The sequence below is a fragment of the Arthrobacter gandavensis genome (assembly GCF_015355785.1).
Taxonomy (GTDB): Bacteria; Actinomycetota; Actinomycetes; order Actinomycetales; family Micrococcaceae; genus Arthrobacter_B; species Arthrobacter_B gandavensis_A.
The window spans coordinates 183806-206701 of record NZ_JADKYW010000006.1; the positions used below are offsets into that span (position 1 = coordinate 183806).

Here is a 22896-nt window from a genome sequence, read left to right on the forward strand (position 1 = left end):
GCCAGAGCGTGGATGGTAAAAATCTGCCCGGCTGCTGTCACAAAACCGCTGCCACTGGTGTCCTATGTGCGACCGCAAATACAGTGCAGCATCGATGCGCAGGAGGAAGATCCAGTGGAGACCACAGCAGTAATCCTAGGCGGCGGTTACGCCGGTGTGATGGCAGCCAACCGGCTGGCAGGACAGGGCGTGAGCGTGCGCCTGGTCAGTCCCGAAGAGCGTTTTACGGAGCGCATCCGGCTGCACGAGTTCATGGCCGGAACCAGGGCGGACCCAACCGTCCCCTTTGAATCCCTCCTGAATCCGGATGTTGAGCTGGTGCACGCGGCCGCGGAGCATATCGATCCGGCGTCGTCCCGGGTGCAGCTTTCCGGCGGAGCGTATCTGGATTATGACTGGCTGATCTACGCAGTGGGCAGCGGAAGCGGCTCCGTGCCGAGCGGAGCGGAAGCACCCGACCGTCTGTCCGGTGCCGGTTCGGCGCGGCAGAAGCTACATGACCTGTTGCCCGGCGATCCGGTGGCAGTGGTGGGCGGAGGGCTGACTGCTGTCGAGGTGGCTGCCGAAACGGCGTATGCCTATCCGCGGAATCCCGTCACGATCTATGCCGCCGGGCCGCTGATTGGCCACTTCGCGGACAGCACGCGGCAGCGCGTGCTGCGCAGCCTGGCACGGGCTGGGGTGCGGGTGCGGATCCAGCGCGTGGACCCGCAGCACCTGCCGGACGCCGCTGCCGTGCTGTGGTGTGCCGGTTTCACCGTTCCGGATCTGGCGGCCCGCAGCGGACTGCCGGTCGACGCCGCGGGCCGGCTGATGGTTGATTCCCGCCTGCGGGCACAGGGGCATGCCCGGATCTTCGGTGCCGGCGATGCTGCTGTCTTCACGGATCCCGGTTACGGATATCTTGCCCAGACCTGTGCTACGGCCATGCCAATGGGTGCCGAAGCGGCGTCGAACATCCTGCGCGGCCTTGCCGGCGAGCCGCTGCCGCCGCACAACAGCGGCTTCCAGGCCCAGTGCGTTTCCCTCGGCCGGCGCGGCGGAGCCGTGCAGTTCCTGGATCCGGGTTACGTTCCGCGACCCTTCCATCTGCACGGCAGGAGCGCAGCCCTGCTAAAGGAAGTAATCTGCCGCATGACGCTGCGGTGGATCCGCGGTGAAGCCAAGCGAAGCGGAGGATACACATGGCCGGCCGGACCCCCCATGAAGCCGACGTCACCGGTGCTGCAGGAGACGTGAGCGAAAAGCGGGAACAGGAGTTCCTGGCGCACCGCAGCCTGGTCTTCACCATTGCTTACGACGTGACGGGTTCCGTCTCGGACGCCGAGGACGTGGTGCAGGAAACCTGGCTGCGTTATTCAGCCATTTCCGGTGCGCCGGTCAACCCGCGGGCATACCTTGCCCGGATAGCTTCCCGGCAGGCGCTGAACGCCGTCCGTGCCGCAGCGCGGCGGCGGGAAGAGTACCAGGGGGAGTGGCTGCCGGAACCGCTGCCCACCGGACAGGATGCGGCGGACGCATACGATCCGGAGGCGTCAGCGCTGACCGGGGCTGATGTGTCCACCGCCATGCTGGTGCTGCTCCAGCAGCTGGGCGGACCCGAACGGGTGGCCCTGGTGCTACGGGACGTCTTTGGTTTCAGCTACGCGGAAATAGCGGAGATGCTCGATGCCTCCCAGGCATCCGTCCGCCAGACGGTGCACCGGGCCCGCGAAAGGGTGCGGTCCGGCACCCGGCGGAACCAGCCGGACAAAGCCGAACACCGTGCCGCCGTCGAGCGTTTCCTGGAAGCGGCGCTGACGGGACAGACCCACGCGCTGCTGGAAGTGCTGGCGCCGGAAGTGGTGCTGCACTCCGACGGCGGCGGAAAGGTCAGCGCAGCCCGCCGGCCGGTCTACGGCCAGGAGAAGGTCGCCGCGCTGCTCCTTGGGCTGGCTGCCAAGTTCGGTGCGGGAGCGGCCCCGGAGTTCATCGAGCTGAACGGGCTGCCGGCCGTGGCCTTCCGGGAACAGGGTACGGTCACCACCGTCTTCCAGCTGGAGCGGCAGGACGGCCTGGTGACCGGGGTTTTTGCCATGCGGAACCCCGACAAGCTCCTGCACCTGCAGTAGCTAGTCCTTTTCCGAATCCTTCTCCGGCAGCGGGTCCGGGTCCAGGAAGGCCACGGTGAGCACGGCAGCGGTCTGCTGGATCTGCCATTCGCGGGCGCCGAGTTCCCGCAGGGCCGCAGTGACGGTATCCAGATCGATCACCGACGGCGGACGCCAGGCCAGCCGGCGCAGGTGGTCCGGGGTCAGCAGGTTCTCCACCGGCATGTCCAGCCGTTCCGCCACGGCGGCGAGGCGCGGCTTGGCGGTGTGCAGGCGGGCAGCCGCTGCCGGATCATTCCGGGCCCAGACCCGCGGCGGCGGAGGGGAGTTGGTGGGAATGTGGAGCGGCGGGAGGTCCTTCGTTTCCCGGGCCGCGGCAATGCAGCGCAGCCAGCGCGGAGCTTCCTTGTGGGCCGCCCGGCCGTGGAATCCCGGTGTGGACAGCAGCTGCGGCACCGTGGAGGGCATCGCCCTGGCCGCGGCAACAATGGCAGCGTCCGGGATCAGCCGGCCCGGCGCAGTGTCGCGGCGCTCGGCGAGGTGCTCGCGTTCCTGCCACAGCTCGCGCACTGCCGCCAGCTGGCGGCGGTCGCGCAGCTGGTGCATGCCGGACGTGCGGCGCCAGGGATCGGTGCGGGGCGGCGCCGGATCGGCCGTCCGGATAGCCTCGAACTCCTCTTCCGCGAAGGCAAGCTTCCCGTCTGCTTCCAGGAGTTTGATCAGCTCCTCGCGGAGTTCGGCCAGCACCTCCACGTCCAGAGCGGCGTAGCGCAGCCAGGGCTCGGGCAGGGGACGGGTGGACCAGTCCGCGGCGGAGTGTTCCTTGGCGAGGCTGAAGCCGAGGAGGTTCTCGATCACCGCGGCAAGTCCCACGCGGGGCAGGCCGGCGAGGCGGGCGGCAAGTTCCGTATCGAAGAGCTTGTCCGGCCACATACCCAGCTCCGACAGGCAGGGCAGGTCCTGGGTGGAGGCGTGCAGGATCCATTCGACGCCGGAGAGGGCTTCGTTGATGATGCTCAGGTCCCGCAGGGGTTCCGGATCAATGAGCCATGTTCCTGCACCCTCGCGGCGGATCTGGACCAGGAACGCCCGCTGCCCGTAACGGAAGCCTGAGGCCCGTTCGGCGTCCACGCCGGCAGGGCCGGTGCCGGACGCGAGTGCACGGGCAGCGCGCTCGAGCCCGCTGAAGGTGTCGATGACAAGCGGGACACCCTCACGCGGAGCATCAAGGACGGGAAGGGGAGCAGCAACAGGTTCGTCTGCGGACAGCTCTGAAGCCGGATTGCCGGAAGTTTGCGCGGTCATAAGGAGTTCAGTCTATCGAGAACTGGCGGTTTACCTGTTTTTCCGGCTGGCCGAGGCTAGTTCAGCCGCCTCCGCGGCAGCGGGGACACGCCATCGGGCAGCGGCGGAAGGCCGGCGAAAGTGCACACCATGTCCGACCACGCTTCGAGATGGGCCTGCACATCGGCGTCGGCCGGGGTCCAGGAGGCCCGCAGCTCAATATCTATGGCGTCGCTGCGTCCTGCAAGGGTTCCGTAGCTCTCGGAGAGGATCCGGGTTGCGGTGCCTCCGGCAGCTGAGTAGCGGGCGCCGTGTTCCTGCAGGGCATCCACCAGCCAGGTCCAGGCCACGGACCCGAGCATCTGGTCATTTCCCATGTCAGGCTCAAGCTCAGCCCGGATGTAGGTCACGATCCGGAAGGTGCCGTTCCAGACGTCGCTTCCCTCCGGATCGTGCAGCAGGATGAACCGGCCGGTGGCAAGTTCCCGGCTTTCGGGCAGGACAGGCCCAACGGGGCCATGGAAGGTTCCGCTCACCGGCTGGGGTCCTGACGCCGTAACGTCCGCGGCAAGGGAAACGGCAAACGGAGCCAGCCTGGTGGGGGCCGGAATCTCTTCCAGCCGGAGCTCCGGGCGGCATTTCGCCCGGCGCAGAGCCCCCAGGGCTGTCAGGAAATCCGGGGGCACCTCTGACAGGTCACCAATCGCACTCACCCTCGAAGGTTACGGCGGTCCCGCCCGCGGGTATTGCAGGCTCGCCGGTGTGTCCTATTCGTTACGTGGGTACACCTTACGCACGCGCGGCCCCGCACCGAAAGTAGGAAGTCTCAGCGGGACGCTGCGACTTCCTCGGCGATGGCCGCCGCGAAGGCATCCACGTCCGATTCGGTGGTGTCGAAGGTGCACATCCAGCGCACCTCTCCCGTGGCCTGGTCCCAGTCGTAGAAGCGGAACGTGTCCCGCAGCCTGTCTGCGACGCCGGCGGGAAGCTTGGCGAATACGGCGTTGGACTGCGTGGGCTGGGTGAGGGTGACGCCGTCGATCTTCTCCACGGCGGCGCGCAGCCGTGCGGCCATGGCGTTGGCGGTGGATGCCGAACGCTGCCACAGGTCCGTGCCGTACAGGGCGATGAACTGGGCCGAGACAAAGCGCATCTTGGAGGCCAGCTGCATGTTCATCTTGCGCAGGTAATCCAGGCCGGGGGCGGCGTCCGGGTCGAGGGCCACGATGCACTCGCCGTACATCATGCCGTTCTTGGTTCCGCCCAGGGAGAGAATGTCCACTCCGGCATCGGCGGTGATGGCGCGCAGCGGAACGCCCAGTGCGGCGGCGGCGTTGCCCAGCCGGGCGCCGTCCATGTGCAGCTTCATGCCGCGGGCGTGGATGTGGTCCGCGATGGCCCGGATCTCGTCCACGGTGTACAGGGTGCCGAGTTCGGTGGACTGGGTGATGGAGACTGCCAGCGGCTGGGCCCGGTGCTCGTCTCCCCAGCCCCAGGCTTCGCGGTCGATCAGTTCAGGGGTGAGCTTGCCGTCCGGTGTTGGAACGGTCAGCAGCTTCATGCCGCCTACGCGTTCCGGTGCGCCGTTTTCATCCACGTTGATGTGGGCCGTGGAGGCGCAGATGACCGCGCCCCAGCGGGGCAGCAGGGACTGCAGGCTGATGACGTTCGCGCCGGTGCCGTTGAAAACGGGGAACGCGCGCATGCGGTTGCCGAAATGGTCGGTGAACACGTCTCGGAGCTTGGCAGTGTAGACGTCTTCCCCGTAGGCAACCTGATGGCCGAGGTTTGCCGCCGTGAGTGCATCAAGGATTTCCGGGTGCACTCCGGAGTAGTTGTCCGAGGCAAAGGCTCGCAGGGCATGGTCGTGCAGGGAAGCGGTATCAGTCACGGGTGTCAGTATTCCTTAAGGTGGGTCATTGGCGAAAACGGCTCAGGTGCGCGGTACCAGGCTGAGACGTTTTCCGTTGATCTGCGCGGGGTCCGTGGTGAAGAGCCGCACGCAGTCGGCGGCAAGGTCGTCCACGCCGGTGTAGCCGGGGAATTTCCGCTCCGGAGAGGCTTCCCGCATTGAATCGTTCACCAGGGCTTTCACCACGAAGACGACGGCGGCTGCCCGGGTTCCGCTGAAGTCGGCGGCGATCGCCTGGACCCAGGCCTCGGCCGCAGCCTTGGCAGCGGCATATCCGGCGTTGCCTGCCGTGGGCGCCTCCACGGCGGTGGAGGAGACGATGGCCAGGCGGCCGTGCGCGGAAGCGGCCAGCTGGCCGATGAAACTCCGGCTGACATTGCGCAGCGTGGTCAGGATGTTCTGCTGCAGGAACTCCCAGTCCTCGTCGGACTGGTCCGCAAGGGTTCCGCCGCCCCGCCAGCCGCCCACGAGGTGGATCAGTCCGTCCACGCCGCCTTCGTCCTGCAGGTCCCGAGCGAGTCCGTCCACGTCGTCCTGACGGCTCAGGTCGCAGGTGCGCAGCTCGACGCCGGGAACGTTCCCCAGCGCCTCGGCCAGCCGGCCGGCACTGGACCCAACAGCCACGACGCCGGCTCCCGCTCCAGCCAGGGCTTTGCTCACCGCCGTTCCAGATGCTGAGGAGGCTCCGGCCACCAGGACCCTCAGCCCTGCCAGTGCGGCGGCATCCCCTGCTCCGGGTGTGCTCATGCGGCGCTGCTCCCTGTGATTCCTGCGGTGGATTCGATGACCGGCGCCATCTTCCTGGACAGTGCCTCGTAGAACATTGACAGCGGGAATTCGTCGTCCAGCACCTGGTCCGTCAGTGCCCGCGGCGGTCCTTCGAGCGGCAGTGCATCCGGTCCCTTGGCCCAGCGGGAGGCGGGGTGGGGCGTCAGCGTGCCGGAAACCAAAGCATATGCGGCGAGCCAATGGGCTGTCTTCGGGCGGTCGATGGAACGCCAGTACAGGTCCTCTATCTCCTCGCCGAGCCTGACGACGACGGCAGGTGCCTCATCCCAGTCGATGCTGAGCTTGCCGTCGGTCCAGTGCAGTACGCGGTGCTGGTGCATCCAGGCGAACAGGAGCTGTCCTCCCAATCCGTCATAGTTGCGCACCCGGGAGCCGGTGATGGCGAAGCGGAAGATCCGGTCGAATATGACCGCGTACTGCACCAGCTGCGCGGTGCTGCGGGCCTTGGGATCTGCGTCGTCGTCCTTCTGGATCCTGACCGATTCGCGGAACGCCGTGAGGTCGCAGCGGAGCTCTTCCAGCGAGTAGAGGAAGTAGGGCATGCGCTGCTTGATCATGAACGGATCAAAGGGCAGGTCGCCGCGCATGTGCGTGCGGTCGTGGATGAGGTCCCACATCACGAAGGTCTCCTCGGTGAGCTGCTGGTTGTCCAGCAGGTCGGCCGCACCTTCCGGAAGTTCCAGCGACGTGATCTCCGCTGCGGCCCGCAGGACGCGGCGGAACCGAGCGGCCTCCCGGTCCGCGAAGATCGCGCCCCAGGTGAACGTGGGCGTTTCGCGCACGGCAACGGTTTCCGGGAACAGGACAGCCGAGTTGGTGTCGTAACCCGGCGTGAAGTCGCGGAAGCGGATGGGGACGAAGAGCTTGTTGGAGTAGTCACCGGCTTCCAGTCCGGCAATGAAGTCCGGCCAGATCACCTCGACCAGCACGGCTTCCAGCAGGCGGGAGCGGGAGCCGTTCTGCGTGTACATGGGGAAAACCACCAGGTGGAGCAGGCCGTCGGTACGGTCAAGCTGCGGCTGGAACGCCAGCAGGGAATCGAGGAAGTCCGGCACGCCGAGCCCTGCCGCCAGCCAGCGGTCCAGGTCCCGGACCACCAGGTCCAGGTAGTCCGCGTCGTGCGGGAAAGCCGGGGCCAGTTCGGCAACGGCGTCACGCGCGGACTGCAGCAGCGGCGCAGCTGCGTCCCGGTGTTCTTCCGGCACGGACCCGTCCTGTTCCTGGAACTGGGCAAACCGGGTCGCCGCGTCCTTCAACCGCAGCCACGGGGCAGAGTCCTCAGGAGCAGCGAGCTGGCCTGCGGGGGAGGAAAAAGCAGTGGATGACATGGCTGGGACCTTCCGGTTGCACGAACTCCCCGGCGCGGGAAGAGGCGATGGCCCCAGCGTAGCCACAAATCAAGCGAACTTAGCCTCGATACCCCTTCAAATAAGCAATGCTTATGCTCCGCGCCATCCGCCGCATGATTTGGCCCAGCCGTTCTTCCGGTATCCGTCAGTAGCCGCGGCTGTTCGGTGACTCGGTGCCGATGACCGCCAGCGGAACCTCCGGGTGGTTCTTCTCCACGCGGCGCAGTGCCCAGATGTCGTTAAACACCGCAACGTATGCTCCGTCGGTGCGCACCAGAACCTCGGCACCGTGCACGTTGGAGAGGATTTCCGCTGCGCCGGCGGTAGTGAGCCGGGCGAGGGAGTAGGAGAGCTGTTCGTAGCGCATGGGCGCATTGAAGTCCTGCGTCATGCGGTCTTCCACTACCTCGAACTGCATTGGTCCGACGGCGGCGAGTACCGGCGCCTGGTCGCCGCGCCGGTCGGAGCGGAGCACCTGGATGATCCCTTCGTGCTCAAGCTGGTCAATGCCTCGGCGGAACTGCTTGTACCGGCTGGGATCCTGGGACCGTGCAACCCGGAAGTGTTCGGGGGAGAAGAACGGAATGGGCGGATACTCCACCGGTTCCTCCACATAGAGGCTGTCGCCCACCCGGAGTGCAGAAGCGTTAACCAGCCCGACGACGTCGCCCGGGTACGCCTGGTCAATCACTTCACGCTCGCGTCCGAACAGGTGCTGGGCGTACTTCGTGGCGAAGGTCTTGCCGGTGTTTGAATGCGTCACCACCATGCCGCGCTCGAAGATTCCGGAGCACACACGGATGAACGCTACGTGGTCCCGGTGGGCACGGTTCATGCCGGCCTGGACCTTGAAGACGAATCCGGAAAAGGGGGCCTCGACGGGGCGAAGTCCGCCGTCCTTGTCCTCGCGCGGCGCAGCTGACGGGGCAAGGTCCACCAGGGCATCAAGGATCTGCTTGACGCCGAAGTTCAGGGCGGCGGAGGAGAAGAGGATGGGGGTGGCCTTGGCGCCCAGGAAGGCGTCCCGGTCGAATTCCCGGCCGTCAATGACCAGCTCGGCCTCGTCCAGGGAATCGGTCCACGCATCGCCTTCGCGCTCCAGCGCCTGTTCCGGGGTGAAGTGATCCTCCTTGGCCAGGGAGGCGCCGGAGTTCTGCCGTTCGAAGCTGACGTATTCATCCTTCTGCAGGTCCCAGACTCCGCGGAAGTCGCCGGCGATGCCGATCGCCCAGGTCAGCGGCATGGGGGCCAGTCCGGTGCGCTCGGTGATTTCGTCCATGAGCGCCAGCGGGTCCAGGCCGGGGCGGTCCCACTTGTTGATGACGGTGATGATCGGCAGGTTGCGCGCGCGGCAGACTTCGAAGAGCTTCATGGTCTGGGTTTCCAGGCCCTTGGCGGCGTCCACCAGCATGACCGCGCAGTCCACGGCGGCCAGGACACGGTAGGTGTCCTCGGAGAAGTCCGCGTGGCCCGGGGTGTCCAGCAGGTTGATGACGGTGTCCCGGTAGGCGAACTGCAGGGCCGTGGAGCTAATGGAGATGCCGCGGTCCTTTTCCATCTGCATCCAGTCGGAGACTGTTTCGCGGCGGTTTTCCTTGCCGTTGGTGGCCCCTGCCGTGCCGATGACCCTGGCGTGCAGGGCAAGCGCTTCCGTGAGGGTGGACTTGCCGGCATCGGGGTGGGAGATGACGGCAAAGGTGCGCCGGCGGGCGGACTCCTTGAGGATCTCCCTGGTGGCGGTGGCGCTGACGGTGGTGGATACCTGTTGGGACACTCCGCTGCTTTCACATGTGGTGGGAAGGAGGGCCGGAGGGCTGGTCGCCCGCGGCAGCGCTGCCCGTGGGGACAGCCTTTCCATTCTAGCCGTTAGCGCAGCGGGGTCCCGCAGCGGACCGGTAACGTGGTGCAGGACACAGATGAACGAGCGGCAAAGGGGCCGGCCATGGCTGAGGCATTCATTATCGATGCGCTGCGTACTCCGGTGGGACGGCGCGGCGGGGGACTGAGCGGGATCCACCCCGCGGACCTGGCCGCCGCCGTCCTGGGTGAAATGGTGCGGCGCACGGGACTGGAATCCGATGAGTTCGACGAGGTGATCCTGGGATGCATCGACCAGGTGGGACCGCAGGCCATGGATATAGCCCGCACCGCCTGGCTGGCCGCCGGACTGTCTGAGCGGGTGCCGGGAACCACTGTCGAGCGCCAGTGCGGGTCGGGACAGCAGGCAGTTTCCTATGCTGCGCAGGCGGTGATGAGCGGCACGAGCGACCTGGTGATTGCCGGGGGGGCGCAGAGCATGTCCGCGGTGCCCATCGGCTTCGCCAACACGGCCGCGGCGGAGCTCGGTTTCCCCAACCCGTTTGCCGGTTCTGCCGGCTGGGAAGCCCGGTACGGTAAGCAGCCCATCTCGCAGTTCATCGGCGCGGAGATGATGGTGGACCGCTGGGGCCTGAGCCGCGCCGAAATGGAGGACTTCGCCGTCGGCTCCCATGAACGGGCGCTTGCCGCCCAGGCCCGGGGCCGCTTCGACCGCGAGATCCTCCCGGTCGCCGGGATGACGGCGGACGAAGGCCCACGTGTGCCCAACCGGGAGAAGATCGAATCCCTGGCACCGCTGCGGAAGGGAGGGAAGCTGACCGCCGCGACGTCGTCGCAGATTTCGGACGCTGCCGCCGTGCTCCTGCTGGCCTCGGAAGACGCCGTCCGCCGTTACGGCCTGGCACCGCGCGCCCGCATCCACCACATCTCTGCCCGCGGGGATGACCCGGTCATGATGCTCAGCGCTCCCATCGAAGCCACCCGGCACGCACTCAAGCGCACCGGCATGAGCCTGGACCAGATGGACCTTATCGAGATCAATGAGGCGTTCGCCTCCGTGGTCCTGGCCTGGCAGCGGGAGCTGGACGCAGACATGTCCAGGGTGAACGTCAACGGCGGCGGGATCTCCCTGGGCCACCCGATCGGCGCCACGGGTGCGCGCCTCCACGAACTGGAGCGCACCGGCGGGCGCTACGGACTGCAGACCATGTGCGAGGGCGGCGGCCAGGCCAACGTCACGATCATTGAGCGCCTCGGCTGAGTGGAGGACGTCCCGGCCTAGACCGAGCCCGCAGCCCAGCGCAGGCGCAGGCTCTCCTCGAGTTCCTGCTCAGCGAGGCTGCGCTGGATCTGTTCGAGGTCCGCTTCCAGCTTGGGTATCCACCGGTGCTCGACGGCGCGCTGCCGGGTGCGGGTCGCGGCGAGTTCCCGTCTGAGCAGGAGCAGCGCCCGTGCATCGGCGGCATGGACCACGGCGGCGGCGAGCGCCTCGCGGTGTGCCGCGGCAGCGTAGGCGAGCGCGGAGGAGCCCGTGGAGGGCATCCGGTGCGGCAGTTTGACGGCCGTGTCCTCGGGGTAGGCCATGCCCATGGCTCCGCCCCAGCGGATCTCGGCCTCGGCAAGGGAGTCCGGCACTGCTTCGCGGATGTGTCCCAGTCCGTCCAGTGCCAGTGACCGTCCGAGCCAGCGGGCCGCGCGGGACGCAGCTTCGAGGAAGCGCTGCAGGCTCTGCTCGGATGATTCGGCCCGGTTGCCGATGGCGATCCGCAGGATCTGCTGCTTGCGGTCCAGCAGCTCCGCCCCGTGCCGCGCCGTTTCAAGCCGTCGCTCCGATTCGGCCCGTGCTGCCCGCCCGGTGCCGCTCACAGCCGTGCTCCGCCGAGCGGTCCCGGAAGGTACCTGTCCAGCAGCTCCGGGGCGAGCATGCTCAGCTCACGGCGCGGCAGGACGCCCAGGGCTTCCCACGCCAGCCCCAGGGTTTCGTCCAGGGAGCGGTATTCATCCACCCCCTGGTTGAGCAGTTTCTGCTCCACCACGGACCGGAACTCGATGTAGGCGCGGTCTGCCTCGCCGAGGGCTTCCTGGCCCACCAGCTCCGCGAGCTCCGAAGCCTGCCGTGCCCGGGCCATCGCGGCGAGCACCTGCGCCGCAACATCCAGGTGGTCCTCACGGGTGCGCCCCCCGCCTGCGCCGGAGCGCATCAGCCGGGACAGGGAGGAGAGCACGTCGACGGGAGGATAGATGTCCCGTGCGCCGACCTCCGGGGAGAGCACAATCTGCCCTTCGGTGATGTAACCGGTCAGGTCCGGTACCGGATGGGTCATGTCGCCCGACGGCATGGTCAGCACCGGGACGATCGTTACGGACCCCTCGCGGCCCTGGACCCGGCCGCAGCGTTCATACAGGGTGGCCAAGTCACTGTAGAGATAACCGGGGTAGCCGCGCCGCGCCGGAATCTCCTTCCGTGCCGCAGAGACTTCCCGGACGGCTTCGGCGTAGCTGGTCATGTCACTCATGACCACCAGGACGTCGCTGCCCTCCTCATACGCCAGGTGCTCGGCGATGCTCAGGGCGATCCGCGGAGTCAGGATCCGTTCGATCACCGGATCATCCGCCGCATTCAGCAGCAGCACCAGTTCACCGGCGCCGGAGCGTTCCTCCAGCCGGTCCCGGATGTAGGCAATGTCAGCGTGGGTCATGCCCATGGCTGCGAAGACCACCCGGAAATTCCGTCCGCCGGTCCGGGACTGGGCGGCGATCTGCGTTGCGAGGGCCAGGTGCGGCAGCCCGGGAACGGAGAAGATCGGCAGTTTCTGGCCCCGAACCAGCGTGGTGAGGGCATCGATGGCGGAAATGCCAGTGATGACGGCTTCCATGGGCGGAATCCGGTAGACCGGGTTCAGCGGCCAGCCGCCCACCGGCTCCACCGTGTCGGCCGTAATCGGAGGACCGCCGTCGAGCGGTTCGCCGCGTCCGTTGCAGGCCCGGCCCAGCCACTCCGGACCCACCGGGATGTGCAGCGGCTGGCCCTTGAACCGCACCGAGATCCCGCCCAGCCGCATTCCGTCCGTTCCTTCCAGGACCTGCAGCAGGGCCTGGTCGTCGTTGACCTCCAGCACCAGGGCGTGGCGCTCGCGGCCGCCGTCCACGTCGACGTCGGCGAACTCGTCCCAGCCCACACCGTGGGCATCGCCCAGGACCATGAGCGGTCCGCGCAGTTCACGCACATCGCGGTGGGAGACCAGGTTCCGGTTCGGGACGGTCATTGCAGCTCCTTTAGTTCGGCCAGGAAGGCCGCTGCGCGTTCGGTAACGCCCTCGGCGTCGGCGGGCCCGGCGGACTCACGCAGGCGCAGCAGCGGGGAGAAGTCGAACGCATCAACCGTGGCCGGCGGAACGCCGCGGGCCACCAGGTCCTGGCAGGCGTCAACGGTGTCCAGCACGGCCTGCAGCAGTGCCGCGCCTTTCGCTGCCGAGCAGTATCCGTCATTGGCGCTGAGCGCGTTCTGCACCAGCACACCGTCGCGCAGCAGCCGTCCGCCCAGCAGCACCACCTGTTCGTGGCCCGGCAGGGAGTTCGCTCCGATGATTTCAGCCAGGGCGGAGAGCCGGTCCGCCTCGGCCAGGATCAGCCCGGCACGGGCGCGGCGGGCTGCCCATTCCGGGTCGCCGTTGGCCGCGTGCCAGCGGCCCAGGGCATCGGCGTCGCGGGAGAAGGATCCGCGCCAGCTGACCGCCGGATAGTGCCGTGAGTAGGCCAGGTCCCGGTCCAGCTGCCAGAGCGAGCGGACAAAGCGCTGGGTGCCGGTGGTGACGGGCTCGCTCATGTCGCCTCCCGGAGGGGAGACGGCACCGATCACGGTCACCGACGCCGTTTCCCCGCCCAGGGTGACGGCCAGTGAGGCCCGTTCGTAGAATGCGGCGAGTTCCGAGGCGAGCGACGCCGGATACCCCTCTTCGGCAGGCAGGTCGCCGTTTCGGTTGGCGAACTCCCGCAGCGCCTCGGCCCACCGGGATGTGGAGTCGGCGATCACCACCGCGTGGTAGCCCATGTCCCGGAAGAACTCTGCGACGGTGACTCCGGTGTTAATGCTGGCTTCGCGCGCCATCATGGGCATGTTGGAGGTGTTGGCTATGATCACGGTCCGTTCCAGCAGGGCACCGCCGGTGCGCGGATCCTCCAGCTGGCTGAGCCCGTCAAGGACGTCCGCCATCTCATTGCCGCGCTCGCCGCAGCCCACGTATACGATCACATCGGCGTCGGACCATTTGGCGATCTGCTGCAGGAGCAGCGTCTTGCCGGTTCCGAAGCCGCCGGGAACGGCCGCGGCGGCACCGCGCGGAAGTGGAAACATCAGGTCCAGCACCCGCTGCCCGGTGTGCATGGGCACGGAGTCGGTGAGGCGTGAGCTGACCGGGCGGGGCCGGTGGACCGGCCACTGCTGGGTCAGGTGAATCTCCGTGCCGGCAACCACCGCGGCACGTTCAAGCGGTCGCAGCGTTCCGGCGCCGAGCCAGGTGAGTTCACCTTCGACACCGGGCGGGACGGTCACCCGGAAGGGCACACTGCCCGCTTCGGGCACTGTGCCAAGCACCTGCCCCGGGGTTACCGTGTCCCCGACGGAAGCCTGCGGCTCGAACTTCCACTGCCGGTCCAGCACCAAAGGGTCCTCCGCGGCGTCTTTCCGGTCCGCGCTGAGCCACAGGGGGGCCGAGGACAGCGGCCGGAGCAGGCCGTCAAAGACCTGTCCCAGCAGGTGTGGCCCCAGCAGTGCGGAGAGCTGGTGGCCGGTGCCTTCCGCGGCGTCGCCGGCTTTTAGTCCGCCGGTGTACTCGTACGCCTGCAGGACGGCGTCATCGCCGTTGACGGCGATTGTCTCTGCCGGGATCCGGTCCGGTCCAAGGGCAACCAGTTCCAGCATGGAGACGTCCGGCAGTCCGCTGATTTCGACCAGCGGGCCGCTTACCCGGCGGATCCTGCCGCCGGTGGTGCCGGGCTGCGGCTCGCGGGGGGTTCCTCCGGCGTTCAGTCCTGCCACAGGGCACGCACCTCTCCGGTGTAGCGTTCCATTGCCGCCCTGCTGAGGGCAGGCAGGGACAGGTCCACGCTGCGTGAGCCGCGTACGGCGGTGATCCCGCCGGCCGGAGCCTCCTCGATCTGCGCGTCCGGCCCCAGGAGCCGGTATGCCTGGTCCCGGAGGGCGTTAAGCAGAGCCGGATAGCGTGGATCAGCGCGGAGTTTCGCTGCCTCGGCCTGGACCTGCCGGTGCAGCTGTCCGCGCAGTTCCTCTTCGCGGGCCAGAACCGTGCCGCCGGCGCTGCGCCGTGCCCGGGCGGAGCGCAGCACGGCTTCAGCCCGCGCTGCTTCGCGGCCGTCGGCCTCTGCCCGGCCGCGGATCTGCTCCGCCTCGGTTCGTCCGCGTTCACGGATGTCCGCTGCCTGCCGTTCCGCCGTGCCCAGGATGGTTTTGGCCTGCGCGGCGGCCCCGGAGCTGATGGCTTCGCGGATCGCTGCCAGTGCCGGGCCGGCGGCGCGGGGAAGGCTGCTCATGCGGGCAGAGCTACGGTCAGGGGAGCCGCCGGATCATTCAGGCTGCCGTTCAGTGCGGCAGCGGCGTCACTGGTCAGGATCACGACGGCGGTGCCTTCCGGAAGCTGCGACCAGGCCCGCCGGACGTCCTCGTCCGAGTCCGCGGGAACCAGCAGGGCACCGGCCAGCTCGTAGCCGGCCAGGATCGCCGGTGCGCCCAGCGCGGCAATGACCGGCCGGGTGCTCATGCCTGGCCGATCAGGATGATCGAAATGATGAGCCCGTAGATTGCGATGCCTTCAGCCAGGCCAACCACCACCATGGCCCGGCCGAAGATCTCCGGGCGTTCGCTCATGGCCGCGAGCGCAGCCGATCCGGTGTACGCCACGGCGATGGCCGCACCGATCGAAGAACCGGCGACGGCGATCGCGGCGCCGAGGAGGGCCGCACTGGAGCTGTCGCTGCCGTCCGTGGCCATGGACACCGCTGTTTCCGCCGCCCCGCCGGACGCGGAAGCAGGTGCCGCCGCAAAGGCTGCGGCGAGCAGCGCCAGGGCTCCGGCCATGATCAGGCCGTTCACGCCAAGCATCACCTTGATGCCCGCTCCGCGCCGGCGCCGCAGGAACCAGAGTGCTCCGCCGGCCAGCGCGGTGGTGATGATCAGTGCCAGGGGAATGCTGGCAAACCAGGGGTTCATGGCGTTTGCCTTTCGGTGGTGGACGGTCCGGATGCCGCGGTTTCGGGCAGCTGGGGGCTCCAGGGTTTGAACGGACGGCCTTCGTCCGTGAAGATGCGGGAGAACAGCTCGTAGTACTCCAGCCGCAGTGCCTGGATTGCCGCGACCAGCCCTTCCAGCGCAAAGGTGATGGCGTTGCCTGCCAGGAACACGGCAATGGCCAGCACAGCCCGCCAGTCCGGATGCCACAGCGCGGTGGTGCCCTGCCAGACAATGGACATCAGGGCTGCGTGGGTCAGGCCGAACGCGGCGAGGCGTGTGAAGGACACCAGGTTCGAAGCGAGCTGGATGACGGTGTCCACCAACTCCACGGACGCCTGCATGGTGCCGGTCCCTCCGCCGCCTGCCTCAACGAACAGCCCAATGAAAATGAGCACCAGGGCCAGCACCGCCAGCACTGCGGCAGCGGCGACCATGGGCACCCAGCCGGCCACCAGTCCGCCGGCCAGCAGTCCAACGGCGAGGAACAGCATTGCACCGGCCAGCCCGGTCCGGGCGTAGAGGGCATAACCCCACCCGCCCTCCCGGACCCGGTTGATGGTGCCCACCGTGAACGCCAGGGCCAGCAGGACGGCGCCGAAGATCAGGGCGGCGATGAGCAGGGGTATGGGGTTTTCGACCGGTTCCAGCCAGATCACCGGCAGCACCTGGGTGGGTCCGAAGAATTCCCCGTACAGCACGCCGAAGAACACTGCCGCCAGGCCGGCACCGAAGATGAACAGCCAGGTGCGCTGGAAGCGCCGGATTCCTGCGATCCTGCCGGAACGGACGAGAAGTCCGGCAATCACCAGCAGCAGCCCCTGCCCGGCGTCACCGAACATCATGCCGAACATGACCACGTACGCCAGCCCGGCCAGCCGCGCCGGGTCGACGTCCGCGTAGGGCACGGTGGTGTATGTGTCCACGAGCAGCCGGGAGAGTTTCGGGGCCCGGCGGGTGCGGCCTTCGTTGCCGGTGAGCAGGGTGGGCGGCTGGACACCGCGGGGCGCCTTCAGGGGCACGACGCCGGCACCCAGCGGCTTGAGCGCCTCCTGCAGTTCCGGTACCCGGCGCGATGGCGCCCAGCCCACGAGGCCGGAGACACCGGAGTGCTCCACGGCGGCTTCGGCGGCACGGTCCAGCTCGTCAGGCCCGTCGCCCGGTGTATAGGGGAGCGCGAGCTCGACGGCGGCGCTGCGGGCGACCTCTTTGAGTGCTTCCCGCGTGCGTCCGGCCGGTGCAATGACCGCGACGCGGTCCATCCGAACTGGGCTCAGGGTCTCACGCCACTGCATCAAGCACCTCGCTTCCGCCGCCCGCGGCCGCTGCGGCCAGGGCGGCACGCACGCGCCAGGCGTCGACGGCGAGGACGGCGACAGCCCCGACTGCAACATCCGGCCCCGGAAGGCCGGAACGCAGCAGCCGGAAGGCGTCCTCCTCAACGAGCGCCCTCAGTGCGGCTTCGGCTCGCCAAAGGTCAGCGGGATCCTCGATGCCTCTGAGCGCCGGTGCAGCGGCTGCGGGCAGCGCTGCCCGCAGGGACGCGAGGTCCTGGGCCTGCTGCCAGCTCCCGCCGATCATCGGCTGCAACAGCGAGTTCAACCGGTTGGCGGGTTCGCGGCGGGTCCCGGCACCGCCACTGCTTTCGCTGGACAGGACGAGCACGCGGCGGGCTGCCAGCAGAGCGGCGCCGGCAACCATCCAGCTGCCCGTCTGCGGTGCCGCTGCGGCGAGCCTGCGCATCCAGACCGCACCGAGGGTGTCCGCTGCGTCCTCCGGACTCCCCGGGTCGCCCCAGGGGCTGGTGCGCAGCATGTCCACCAGCTCCGTGGTGCTTACTGCACGGGACAACCGCGGCCAGGCGGTCGCCAGCCCGCCCAGCTCAAAGTATTCGGGCAGTGCGACGCCGGGGCGGGCCGGCGTTCCGGCGTCCTCAGCTGCGTCCTGCTGCAGCCGCCGGGTGAGCACCGTGATGTTGGCCAGCTCGAAGGCGGCTCCGGCGGCCCGGACCATCCTCGCGCCGGAGACCGGGAGCCAGCCCGCCAGCACGCGCAGCTGCCAGAGCACGCTGCGGCGCGTTGCGTGCTGGGCCTTGGCCAGGTCAGTTTCCGGGCCGGATGCGGGGCTGCCGCTGCGGCCAGCGGTGCTCTTCCTGCCGGCGGCGAGCTCGGGTCCGTAACCGGTCCCCTCAAAGAGCTCCACGGCCGGCTCAAGGGAGGACAGTGCAGCGGCGTCGCGGCAGAGTCCGGCACCGGCCCTCCTTCGGGCCAATGCCTTGGCACGGACGGTTGCAGCTACCCAGTCCGACCTCACGGCGGCCCGCCGCCAAGATAGTCCCGGAAAATCGAACCGGCGATCTTCGCGGCAAGCTCCGGAAGACGTTCCTGGGCGGCCTGGCCGAGCTGATCGGCACGGTTCCGGGCCCGGGCCAGGAGTTCTGCGTCGGCAGCTGCCGCCTGCTGCGTCACTTCTTCCGCGGCCCGTGCACGGACCGCACCGGCGTCAAGCCGGGCCTGGGCCACCTCCGCGTCGGCCTGCCCGTGTGCGTCGGCAATCAGCTTCCGTGCCTGCGATGCTGCCGCCTCGACCCGGGCCCGGCCTTCGTCGGTGTCCGGCTGGAGGGCCGCAAATACCGGAAGGAGTTCTGCGCCGGGACCCTCCTGGTCCGTGGACGGAACCCCCGCAGGCCCGGAGGGCCCCGGTGCGCCGACCGGACGGAACCGGTCCAGAATGGTAGGCCGTGCCAAAGCTCATGCACCTCCGGGATGGGCGTGAAGAAGCTGCTGCGCCGGGAGCGGCTCCCCGCCTGTCCAGTCCAGCGGGCGGGCACAGAAAAGCCCGCCGTACGCTGGGCCAAATACGTGTTTGACCCGTTATTCGAGCGTACGGCGGGCTACCGGGGGGCACAATGGCCGGACAGGCATCTGCCCGGCGCGGGGCTAGTTCCCGTCCGCGGTCTTCGGCACCAGCTTGATGGAGACCGAGTTGATGCAGTACCGCTGGTCGGTGGGGGTATCAAATCCCTCGCCCTCAAACAGGTGTCCCATGTGGGAGTCGCAGTTGGCGCAGCGAACCTCAATGCGGTCCATGCCCATGCTGCGGTCGTGCAGGTAGCGCACCTTGCCTTCGGCAAGCGGTGCGAAGAAGGAGGGCCAGCCGCAGTGCGAGTCGAATTTTTCGCTGCTGGTAAAGAGTTCCGCACCGCAGGCCCGGCAGGCGTACACGCCTTCGGTCTTCGTGTCCCAGTACTCTCCGGTATAGGGGCGTTCCGTACCTGCCTGACGCAGAACCTGGTACTCCTCGGGTGTCAGCTCGCGGCGCCACTCGTCGTCGGACTTCTGGACCGGGAACTGCGTGCCGGTGTCATTGCTGCTGTTCATTGCCGCCTCACTGTTCGTTCCTGTCGTGCTCATGTTTGCTCCAACGTCCGGAGGCGGCCAATAAGTCCCGCCTCCTTCAGCCCGGGGATCCGCGGCTGCTACGAATCGCCAATGAAGGTGGATCCGGAGTAGAGGTGCAGTACCGGGACGCCCAGCCGGTCCTGTGCCTCGTTGGCCCAGTCAGTGCCGAACGTGTCCTCCACCGCGTGCGGAGTGGTGATTACCACCACCTGCTGCGCCTGTGAATTCCGGGCTTCCTCAACCACTGCCTCCACCGGGTTCTCACCGGTCACCCGGCCATCGGCGTCGAACCCCAGTCCCCGCAGCAGGTCCAGGGACTCTGCCAGCTCCTGTTCGGCAGCCTTGACCTCCTGCTTTTGGGTCAGGCGCGGGCCTGCGATGTTGCGGTATGCTGCCGCGAAGTCCAGCAGGCTCAGGTTATCCAGCACGTCCACGAGCATGTTCCGCCCGGGGTCAGCCGGCACCAGGACCTCGAACCGCACCGGGTTGTCCTCGGCCAGATAGCCCAGGTTGCGGGCATCGGCTTCATTCAGCGTTTCTTCCGTCAGCACCAGAATCGTTGGGTTCATCCAGCCAGCCTAGCTTTTCCGGGCGGCAGCGCCACCCGGTACGCCGCGAAGCTGCGTTTACCCCGCGGACAGGAAATTCGGTAAGAATGAAGACATGGTTCTCTCTCCTTCCGAAGTTGCCGAATCCGCCTCTGCGGTGACTCCGCCGTGGGTCAAGTGGACGGCTTTCGGTGCCGGCATGGGTGTTGCTGCGTCCACGGCTGTCCTCGCTGCGACGTCGGGCCTGGCCGTGTATTTCGCCCGGCAGATCGTCACGCCCCGCCGGGAACGGGATGAGAACCTTGAAATCCTCGCGGTTTTCGATTCACCGCACGGACTGCAGGTGATCCTGCCCGCGAATGAGGATACGACCATTCCGGGAGCCTACGGCCTGTACTGGAACCGCGGCGCCGGGCACGCGAGGATCGGTGAGATCCGCTCCTACGTGCCGCGGGAAGGTACCGTGCAGCGCGACGTCGAACAGGTTTATTCCGGCGATATCGCCTCTGCCGTCCGGGGATGGTGGTCCGGCGCGATGCACCCGTCGCCTTCAGCCGCCGGTTTCCCCCAGGAAGACGTGGAGATCGACGTCGAGAACGGCAAGGCTCCGGCCTGGCTCGTGCGCTCGCTGGACGATTCGGGTACCTGGGCGATCATGGTGCATGGCCGCGGCGCCCAGCGCACCGAAACGATCCGCGGTCTGGGAGCAGCCAGGCGCGCCGGAATGACCAGCCTGCTGATCTCGTACCGAAACGACGGTGAAGCCCCCTACGCCTCTGACGGCCGTTATGGTCTGGGGCTGACCGAATGGCGCGACGTCGAAGCGGCTATCCGCTACGCGCTGGAGAACGGAGCCCGCGACGTCGTGCTCTTCGGCTGGTCCATGGGCGGAGCGATCGCGCTGCAGACCGCTGACCTGTCACCACTCAAGCGGCACATCCGCGCACTGGTGCTCGATGGTCCGGTAGTGAACTGGGTGGAGGTCCTGGCCCACCATGCCCGCCTGAACCGGATTCCCGCGCAGGTTGGCAGGCTGGGGCAGTGGCTGATCTCCAACGCCGCCGGACGGACCCTGACCGGGCTCGCCGCACCGCTGGACCTGCGGAGCATGGACTGGGTATCCCGGGCCGAGGAAATCCGGACCCCGGTCCTGATCGTGCACAGCGAGAGGGACGAGTTCGTGCCGGTGGGGCCGTCCGCTGACCTCGCGGAGAAGAATCCTGACCTGGTGACCTTCGTCCGCTTCCCGCAGGGCGGGCATACCCGCGAATACAACGTCGATCCTGCCCGGTGGGAAGACACAGTGGCCGGATGGCTGCAGCTTGCCCTGGGGCGTACCCGCCGCCCGGCTGAGCACCGCTAGCGCCTTCCGGCCGTTCTTCCCCGCAGGGTCCGCAATCCCGGCGGCTCATTGTGGCAGGCGTTGCCGGGTGCGAGCATGAGGGAAGCCGGAAGCGGGGCCCGGGAGTCTTTATGTCCATGGTGTCCGCCGCGGTCCGGTACCAGGCACCCGTAGGAGGAACCATGCTCGTCGTCGCCTCGGTCTTCGCGCTGATTGCTGCTGCCGTCCACGTGTACATCTTTGTGCTGGAATCGATCCGGTGGACTGCCCCGGCGACCATGGCGCTGTTTCGGATCCCGAACGGTGAGCAGGCAGCCCACACCCAGGCGCTCGCATACAACCAGGGCTTCTACAACCTCTTCCTTGCCGTCGGCGCAGTCCTCGGTGTCCTCCTGCTGGGGGCAGGGAACACCGCCGTCGGGGCTACCCTCGTCGGGTTCGCGGCTGCGTCCATGATGCTCGCAGGCATGGTGCTGCTGTTCAAGGATTCCCGGATGCTCCGCCCCGCCCTGATCCAGGCCGGTCCGGCGCTGCTGGCACTGGTGTTCCTGATTGCGGGACTTTGAATCGGCCCTCTGTTCAGGCGTGTTCCGGCGTGTTCCGGCGTGTTCCGGCGGGTCTTTGCTGAGTGGCAGGGATAGGCCATTTCCTGGGTGCGTTGCCTGGGCGCGTTTCCCGGGCGCGTTTCCCGGGCGTTTCCAGGGGGCGTTGCCTGAGGCGGTTCGCCGGACCGGGGCGAGAGGGACAGATGCAGACTAGTTCGGTGAGTGAGGCGGGAGCTGCTGGTTGCGCTGCGGATGCCTACGCCGGCGCTGCGCTGATGTCCGCCGTCGGCGTTGGGACAGTGTTGTCCCTCCTGTACGTCCTGAGCGGCAATTCCGCATTCAGGACGCCGTGGGAGCCCGCCGACCTGTCTTTACTCTTTCCGGGGGTCCTGTATCTGTTCTGGGGTCTGCTGCCGCTGGTGGTTCCCGCAGCGGTGCTATTCGGGGCCTATTTCTTCGTCGCCCGGAAGGAGAGCCGCTTGAGCGTGCGGCGGCAGCGCGGCGCCCTGGCTTTGCTTGGCTTCGCGGCACCGCTCCTGGCGCTTCCGCTGTGGAGCACCACATATAGCGGGGTGTACGGGGCCGCGCTCCTGGCACTGGCTTTGCGTACCCGTGAGGCGCGGACCGCTGCGACCGGTGTGATGGCCTTTGCTGCGTACCTGGGGTCTAACGTCCTCGCCGGGTCGTGGGTTGTCCTCCCGATGCTGGGACTGGTGGCTGTCGCGGCGTTTGCGGGTGGTTGGCGAGTTGGAAGAGGGGCCGGGAACGAGTCCTGAGGCCGGGGCAGGACCGGAAGCCTCCGCTTGGGGAGCGCGTGGAGTCGTTGCCCATGGAACCTCTGCGGTTCGTGTACGCCTTGTTATCCTCCACAGTTCGTCATGCTGGGCTGGTTCGCCGAGGAGTTGTCCCCTGATTCGCCAGGTACTCTGCCGGGTTCGAACCCCGCTGTGGGAGCCGAGCTCGCAGGCGCTCGCTGGTTCTCAAGACGAGTACTCGAACCCGTAGAATCGCTCTTCTGGGGAGCGGCGGAGGAGCCTAGACTCGAACACATGTTCGAATCAATTCGGAAGGCCCCGGCGCCACCGGTACGGAATCCAGGGGGTATGCACGCCGATGTTCCATGTGCCGGTCGGCATCCCCTTCCTGTCCGTGTTGCCAGTGGCGACAGCCCGGTCGAACCTGGCCGGCGGCTCACAGCGAGGGTTCGAAGCTTCTCTGCCGCGCTCGCAGGCGCCGACCTGGTGGAGACGGCCGACTATGAGCTGGTGGACTTGCTGCGGGTACTGGAGGAACTGAAATCGGCTGCCGCGGCGGTTCAGGCCCGCGCTGCGGCTGCATTTGATGCCTCCCAGCGCCGGGCCCAGGCCCGTGCCGGTGTCCCGGCCGAGCATCTTGGCCGCGGTGTCGGAGCGCAGGTAGCCCTTGCCCGCAGGGACTCCCCGCACCGCGTCAGTCGGCACCTGGGATTCGGCAAGACACTGGTCCACGAAATGCCCCACACCCTGGCAGCCCTCGCATCCGGAGTGCTCAGTGAATGGCGGGCAACCCTCCTGGTCCGGGAGACAGCCTGCCTG

At 67.9% G+C, this 22896-nt stretch carries 23 protein-coding genes and 1 pseudogene; 7 read left to right on the plus strand and 17 right to left on the minus strand.

Annotated elements, in window-relative coordinates; genetic code table 11:
* The first annotated feature begins 114 nt into the window (after positions 1–114).
* Both ITX31_RS12600 and sigJ read left to right on the plus strand, forming a co-directional pair.
* Complete coding sequence (locus ITX31_RS12600; RefSeq protein ID WP_194783783.1) at positions 115–1239, plus strand: NAD(P)/FAD-dependent oxidoreductase; 1125 nt, start codon at positions 115–117, stop codon at positions 1237–1239.
* Positions 1185–2111, plus strand: coding sequence for an RNA polymerase sigma factor SigJ (sigJ, locus tag ITX31_RS12605; RefSeq protein WP_194783784.1), 927 nt, complete (start codon positions 1185–1187; stop codon positions 2109–2111). Before ITX31_RS12600 ends, sigJ begins: the two co-directional genes overlap by 55 nt.
* Here sigJ and ITX31_RS12610 read toward each other — a convergent pair whose 3' ends face one another.
* The 6 genes from ITX31_RS12610 to ITX31_RS12635 form a co-directional block, all read right to left on the minus strand.
* Positions 2112–3395: an HRDC domain-containing protein gene (locus ITX31_RS12610; RefSeq protein ID WP_194783785.1), complete on the minus strand. Its 1284-nt coding sequence runs from the start codon at positions 3393–3395 to the stop codon at positions 2112–2114. It abuts the gene before it with no gap.
* A 56-nt stretch (positions 3396–3451) separates the two neighbouring features.
* On the minus strand, positions 3452–4078 hold the full coding sequence (locus ITX31_RS12615; RefSeq protein WP_194784290.1) for a DUF3000 domain-containing protein: 627 nt from the start codon (positions 4076–4078) through the stop codon (positions 3452–3454).
* Positions 4079–4200: 122 nt separating this feature from the next.
* The gene (locus ITX31_RS12620; RefSeq protein WP_416354829.1) at positions 4201–5274 is read right to left on the minus strand and encodes a threonine aldolase family protein; all 1074 of its coding nucleotides are present in this window, start codon (positions 5272–5274) and stop codon (positions 4201–4203) included.
* Positions 5275–5307: 33 nt separating this feature from the next.
* Positions 5308–6033, minus strand: coding sequence for an SDR family NAD(P)-dependent oxidoreductase (locus ITX31_RS12625; protein ID WP_194783786.1), 726 nt, complete (start codon positions 6031–6033; stop codon positions 5308–5310).
* Entirely contained in the window at positions 6030–7403 is a 1374-nt protein-coding gene (locus ITX31_RS12630; RefSeq protein ID WP_194783787.1) for a DUF6421 family protein, read from the minus strand. Before ITX31_RS12630 ends, ITX31_RS12625 begins: the two co-directional genes overlap by 4 nt.
* Before the next feature lie 166 nt (positions 7404–7569).
* Positions 7570–9198, minus strand: a complete 1629-nt coding sequence (locus tag ITX31_RS12635) for a peptide chain release factor 3 (RefSeq protein WP_194783788.1) — start codon at positions 9196–9198, stop codon at positions 7570–7572.
* Positions 9199–9366: 168 nt separating this feature from the next.
* Between ITX31_RS12635 and ITX31_RS12640 the strand changes: the two genes are divergently transcribed.
* Complete coding sequence (locus tag ITX31_RS12640) at positions 9367–10503, plus strand: acetyl-CoA C-acetyltransferase (RefSeq protein ID WP_194783789.1); 1137 nt, start codon at positions 9367–9369, stop codon at positions 10501–10503.
* 17 nt (positions 10504–10520) lie between these two features.
* On the opposite strand, the gene ITX31_RS12645 is transcribed toward ITX31_RS12640, so the two are convergent.
* The 11 genes from ITX31_RS12645 to ITX31_RS12695 all read right to left on the minus strand — a co-directional run bounded on the left by ITX31_RS12645 (position 10521) and on the right by ITX31_RS12695 (position 19456).
* Positions 10521–11108 carry a V-type ATP synthase subunit D gene (locus ITX31_RS12645; protein WP_194783790.1) on the minus strand — a complete coding sequence of 196 codons (588 nt, stop codon included), beginning with the start codon at positions 11106–11108 and terminating at the stop codon, positions 10521–10523.
* Positions 11105–12508, minus strand: a complete 1404-nt coding sequence (locus ITX31_RS12650; RefSeq protein WP_194783791.1) for a V-type ATP synthase subunit B — start codon at positions 12506–12508, stop codon at positions 11105–11107. Before ITX31_RS12650 ends, ITX31_RS12645 begins: the two co-directional genes overlap by 4 nt.
* On the minus strand, positions 12505–14280 hold the full coding sequence (locus ITX31_RS12655) for a V-type ATP synthase subunit A (protein ID WP_323745676.1): 1776 nt from the start codon (positions 14278–14280) through the stop codon (positions 12505–12507). Before ITX31_RS12655 ends, ITX31_RS12650 begins: the two co-directional genes overlap by 4 nt.
* The gene (locus ITX31_RS12660; protein ID WP_194784355.1) at positions 14268–14792 is read right to left on the minus strand and encodes a hypothetical protein; all 525 of its coding nucleotides are present in this window, start codon (positions 14790–14792) and stop codon (positions 14268–14270) included. The genes ITX31_RS12655 and ITX31_RS12660 overlap by 13 nt, the downstream gene beginning before the upstream one ends.
* Positions 14789–15019, minus strand: a complete 231-nt coding sequence (locus ITX31_RS12665) for a hypothetical protein (RefSeq protein ID WP_194783792.1) — start codon at positions 15017–15019, stop codon at positions 14789–14791. Before ITX31_RS12665 ends, ITX31_RS12660 begins: the two co-directional genes overlap by 4 nt.
* Positions 15016–15468, minus strand: coding sequence for an ATP synthase subunit C (locus ITX31_RS12670; RefSeq protein WP_194783793.1), 453 nt, complete (start codon positions 15466–15468; stop codon positions 15016–15018). The genes ITX31_RS12665 and ITX31_RS12670 overlap by 4 nt, the downstream gene beginning before the upstream one ends.
* On the minus strand, positions 15465–16748 hold the full coding sequence (locus ITX31_RS12675) for a V-type ATPase 116kDa subunit family protein (RefSeq protein ID WP_194783794.1): 1284 nt from the start codon (positions 16746–16748) through the stop codon (positions 15465–15467). Before ITX31_RS12675 ends, ITX31_RS12670 begins: the two co-directional genes overlap by 4 nt.
* Positions 16749–16767: 19 nt before the next feature.
* A complete protein-coding gene (locus ITX31_RS12680) occupies positions 16768–17799 on the minus strand; it encodes a hypothetical protein (RefSeq protein ID WP_194783795.1) in 1032 nt (343 codons plus the stop codon).
* The gene (locus tag ITX31_RS12685; RefSeq protein WP_194783796.1) at positions 17796–18233 is read right to left on the minus strand and encodes a hypothetical protein; all 438 of its coding nucleotides are present in this window, start codon (positions 18231–18233) and stop codon (positions 17796–17798) included. Before ITX31_RS12685 ends, ITX31_RS12680 begins: the two co-directional genes overlap by 4 nt.
* 192 nt (positions 18234–18425) lie before the next feature.
* A complete protein-coding gene (msrB, locus tag ITX31_RS12690) occupies positions 18426–18866 on the minus strand; it encodes a peptide-methionine (R)-S-oxide reductase MsrB (RefSeq protein ID WP_194784293.1) in 441 nt (146 codons plus the stop codon).
* 98 nt (positions 18867–18964) lie between these two features.
* Positions 18965–19456 (minus strand): hypothetical protein, encoded by a 492-nt coding sequence (locus tag ITX31_RS12695; RefSeq protein WP_194783797.1) that lies wholly within the window; start codon positions 19454–19456, stop codon positions 18965–18967.
* Between the two features lie 94 nt (positions 19457–19550).
* On the opposite strand from ITX31_RS12695, the gene ITX31_RS12700 reads away from it, so the two are divergent.
* The 4 genes and pseudogenes from ITX31_RS12700 to ITX31_RS12715 form a co-directional block, all read left to right on the plus strand.
* The gene (locus ITX31_RS12700) at positions 19551–20798 is read left to right on the plus strand and encodes an alpha/beta hydrolase (RefSeq protein ID WP_194783798.1); all 1248 of its coding nucleotides are present in this window, start codon (positions 19551–19553) and stop codon (positions 20796–20798) included.
* 110 nt (positions 20799–20908) lie between these two features.
* Entirely contained in the window at positions 20909–21343 is a 435-nt protein-coding gene (locus ITX31_RS12705; RefSeq protein ID WP_228529334.1) for a DUF1304 domain-containing protein, read from the plus strand.
* A 197-nt stretch (positions 21344–21540) separates the two neighbouring features.
* Positions 21541–22098, plus strand: coding sequence for a hypothetical protein (locus ITX31_RS12710; protein ID WP_194783799.1), 558 nt, complete (start codon positions 21541–21543; stop codon positions 22096–22098).
* A 465-nt stretch (positions 22099–22563) separates the two neighbouring features.
* A pseudogene (locus tag ITX31_RS12715) lies at positions 22564–22896 on the plus strand (HNH endonuclease); the annotation flags it as partial.

Excerpts from the sequence above, each read along its gene's own strand:
- sigJ (WP_194783784.1), top strand. The coding sequence starts at position 1,185 with ATGGCCGGCCGGACCCCCCATGAAGCCGACGTCACCGGTGCTGCAGGA.
- ITX31_RS12610 (WP_194783785.1), bottom strand. The coding sequence starts at position 3,395 with ATGACCGCGCAAACTTCCGGCAATCCGGCTTCAGAGCTGTCCGCAGAC.
- ITX31_RS12625 (WP_194783786.1), bottom strand. The coding sequence starts at position 6,033 with ATGAGCACACCCGGAGCAGGGGATGCCGCCGCACTGGCAGGGCTGAGG.
- ITX31_RS12630 (WP_194783787.1), bottom strand. The coding sequence starts at position 7,403 with ATGTCATCCACTGCTTTTTCCTCCCCCGCAGGCCAGCTCGCTGCTCCT.
- ITX31_RS12640 (WP_194783789.1), top strand. The coding sequence starts at position 9,367 with ATGGCTGAGGCATTCATTATCGATGCGCTGCGTACTCCGGTGGGACGG.
- ITX31_RS12650 (WP_194783791.1), bottom strand. The coding sequence starts at position 12,508 with ATGACCGTCCCGAACCGGAACCTGGTCTCCCACCGCGATGTGCGTGAA.
- ITX31_RS12660 (WP_194784355.1), bottom strand. The coding sequence starts at position 14,792 with ATGAGCAGCCTTCCCCGCGCCGCCGGCCCGGCACTGGCAGCGATCCGC.
- ITX31_RS12665 (WP_194783792.1), bottom strand. The coding sequence starts at position 15,019 with ATGAGCACCCGGCCGGTCATTGCCGCGCTGGGCGCACCGGCGATCCTG.
- ITX31_RS12670 (WP_194783793.1), bottom strand. The coding sequence starts at position 15,468 with ATGAACCCCTGGTTTGCCAGCATTCCCCTGGCACTGATCATCACCACC.
- ITX31_RS12675 (WP_194783794.1), bottom strand. The coding sequence starts at position 16,748 with ATGGACCGCGTCGCGGTCATTGCACCGGCCGGACGCACGCGGGAAGCA.
- msrB (WP_194784293.1), bottom strand. The coding sequence starts at position 18,866 with ATGAACAGCAGCAATGACACCGGCACGCAGTTCCCGGTCCAGAAGTCC.
- ITX31_RS12695 (WP_194783797.1), bottom strand. The coding sequence starts at position 19,456 with ATGAACCCAACGATTCTGGTGCTGACGGAAGAAACGCTGAATGAAGCC.
- ITX31_RS12700 (WP_194783798.1), top strand. The coding sequence starts at position 19,551 with ATGGTTCTCTCTCCTTCCGAAGTTGCCGAATCCGCCTCTGCGGTGACT.
- ITX31_RS12705 (WP_228529334.1), top strand. The coding sequence starts at position 20,909 with ATGTCCATGGTGTCCGCCGCGGTCCGGTACCAGGCACCCGTAGGAGGA.